Annotated in this window: 1 pseudogene; it reads left to right on the top strand. The window is 50.6% G+C overall.

The features are described 5' to 3' along the window. A pseudogene (locus O2S87_RS19130) lies at positions 1-255 on the top strand (ISH6 family transposase); the annotation flags it as partial.

The following is a 255-nucleotide window of genomic DNA, read 5'->3' as shown; positions in this document are numbered from 1 at the left end:
AACGGTACCACCAACTCGATTTGGTACATGTTCCACGGTCGCTCAGACACAGGCTATCCGTTGATGGTACACTGGATCTGGAGACACGGAAAGAGATAATCTCAGACGTGAGCGGTGAGTTGTTCCATCTGAAGAATTCAGTGAAGAAACACCGTCCAGAAGAGGAGTATTCGGCGATCCGCAAGCGGATCGCCCGAACACGCGAACGGATTGAGAAGACGACTTGGCAATTGAGTCAGTTCGGTTCAGAGAAAG

The sequence above is a fragment of the Halohasta sp. A2 genome, assembly GCF_056175805.1.
The sequence above is the reverse complement of the archived record's forward strand: the minus strand, read 5'-3'. Positions and strand labels throughout refer to the sequence as shown.